The 2,178-nt window shown below is 59.3% G+C and carries 2 protein-coding genes and 1 pseudogene; all 3 read right to left on the bottom strand.

Annotation, left to right across the window (positions count from 1 at the left end):
• Window positions 1-162: 162 nt before the first annotated feature.
• The gene (locus NW856_RS05215; protein ID WP_414399415.1) at window positions 163-519 is read right to left on the bottom strand and encodes a BolA family protein; all 357 of its coding nucleotides are present in this window, start codon (window positions 517-519) and stop codon (window positions 163-165) included.
• Between the two features lie 4 nt (window positions 520-523).
• The gene (locus NW856_RS05210; protein ID WP_414399414.1) at window positions 524-1,504 is read right to left on the bottom strand and encodes a DNA adenine methylase; all 981 of its coding nucleotides are present in this window, start codon (window positions 1,502-1,504) and stop codon (window positions 524-526) included.
• A 7-nt stretch (window positions 1,505-1,511) separates the two neighbouring features.
• A pseudogene (locus tag NW856_RS05205) lies at window positions 1,512-2,178 on the bottom strand (peptidase M3); the annotation flags it as partial.

Raw genomic sequence — 2,178 nt, 5'->3', positions numbered from 1 at the left:
GTGGCTGTTTCAAGCCGCTTTGAGGCGATCCCTTGAGGATTCCCGTTTGCGACAGCTCCAGCCCCTTTCCCAAAGGAAGAGAGGAGCCGGGAATCGAGGCGATGCCCAGCGCGACCGGAAATGACCCTCTTGGCTCAAGGGGACTCTGTCCTGCTGTCGCGATCAGCCATCCGGCCCCTGGAGTTGCTCCCACTGGGCGGGGGTAAAGGTGCGCAGGGCCAAAGCATGTAGGCGGCCATCCTGCAGGTAAGCTTTCAGGGCCTCATTCACCAGCCGGTGCTGTTTGATCAGGGGCAAGCCCTGGAATTGTTCCGCCACCACAATGGCCTGGAAATGGTGGCCATCGCCGACCGTGTCTTCCACCTGTACTCTCGCACCGGGCAGGGCGGCCCGTACCAACGCCTCAATTTCTCGTGGATCCATGCGCTGTTGTTCCCGTTGTCTCGTCGCGTCAGCGTTGCGGAGCAATAGTGTGTCCAAGCTCAAGATCCCGCCTCGGATCTCGACCTGCTCATCCATTACCCTAGACGGTTCTGGGGCAAAACGGGATCCCTTCCGGCCCACTGCAGGCGGTGGCCAGGCTGGGATGGCTCAGCACCAAGACCTCGGTGATGGGACCGCGTTTGTGGCCCTGGGCGTTGATGGCACGGCTGGCAGAGATGGTCTGGATGGGGTAATCCCGGTACAGTTCCCGCACAAAGGGGCAATCGGAATTGGAGAGCAGCACCTGCACGCCTCGGTCGGCCAATGTTCCAAACACTTCTCGCAGGCGGATCTGTTCCGCTTCGCCGAAGGCAAACCGGCTGTAGGCTGTGAAGCTGCTGCTGGCAGAAAGGGGATAGTAAGGGGGATCCAAATAGACGAAATCCCCGGGTTTGGCTCGTTCGAGCACCTGCCAAAACGGCTGCACTGTGATCTCCACGCCTTGCAAAACTCGTGCCACGGCCCGTAGGTTCTCCGCGTCGCAAATGCGGGGATTGCGGTAACGGCCCAAAGGAACATTGAACTCTCCCCGCGAGTTCTCCCGGTAGAGGCCGTTGAAACAGGTTTTGTTCAAGTACAGCAGGCGGGCAGCCCGTTGCGCCGGATCTTCAAATCGAGCCGCGCGGATGGTGTAGTAATAATCCCGGCTGTGGTGGGCTTGGTGGTGGCTGAGCAGGGCAATGATCTCCTCCACCTGATCCCGCACGCAGCGATACACATTCACCAGCTCAGGGTTGATATCCGACAAAACAAAGTGTCGAGAACCCGATGGGATCCCTTGGACCAGATGAAAAAAGACCGCTCCACCCCCCAAAAAGGGCTCGTGATAGGTGTTCCAGGCGCGAGGAAAAAAGGGTTCGTATTGGCTGAGCAGTTGCCCTTTTCCCCCTGCCCATTTTAGGAAGGGACGCACTTTAACGGCTGGCTCTGCTGGGGTGGGTTCGCAGGAGTCGGGTACAGGGTTCCAGAGTTCTTCCCGCCGCAGAGCACGCCTATGTCCAAGAGAACAAGGGTGAGTCATCGTTGGTTCAGTGATCTGGATTCTCTTCCAGCAGCTTTTCTAGCGTCTCGATCCAATGCTCCAGCTCCTCCAGCGCCTGCAACACTCCCCCTGGGTCGCTCAGATCCGCCTGCAGCAGCTGGGTGGTTTCTTCCAAAGTCAGGGATCCGGGCGGGCTGGCCAACCAACGGAGGTAGTGGGGCAGAAAGTTGCGCGGAGAACTGTGATAGCGGCGGTGACAGGCCAAGGCCACCAGGCTGGCAAGGCTAGCCTGATAGGCACTAAAGGGGTGGAGAAACAGCTCCGGCATCCCCACCCAGTAAAACTGGTGTTCCGGCAACAGTTCCACCGCATCTCCGCACAGCTCTTGACACAGCTTCAACCACTCTTCGCTCACCCAGGAGGAGTAGGTTACACCGTTTTCCCATTCGGGGATCCCCGACCGATAGAGGAGCAGCTCCAGCCGACTGATCAAGCTCTGGTAAAACACCGCCTGCAACTGGGCTTCCAAATGGTGTATCAACAGGGCCTGGGCCAACTGGAGGCTGCCGGAGCGTTCCCGCCAGCGCTGCGGAGCAGTTTGCCCCTCTGGGTCGTAAAGAACAGGCCTGCCCATGCGAGGGGATCCCACTGCTGAGGCAACCAGGTGATCCAGGAGTATTTGCTGCAAAAAGACGGTGTGAGCCTGCACCCCC

It is taken from the genome of Synechococcus sp. R3-13 (assembly GCF_047462195.1).
Lineage (GTDB): Bacteria > Cyanobacteriota > Cyanobacteriia > Thermostichales > Thermostichaceae > Thermostichus.
The sequence above is the reverse complement of the archived record's forward strand: the minus strand, read 5'-3'. Positions and strand labels throughout refer to the sequence as shown.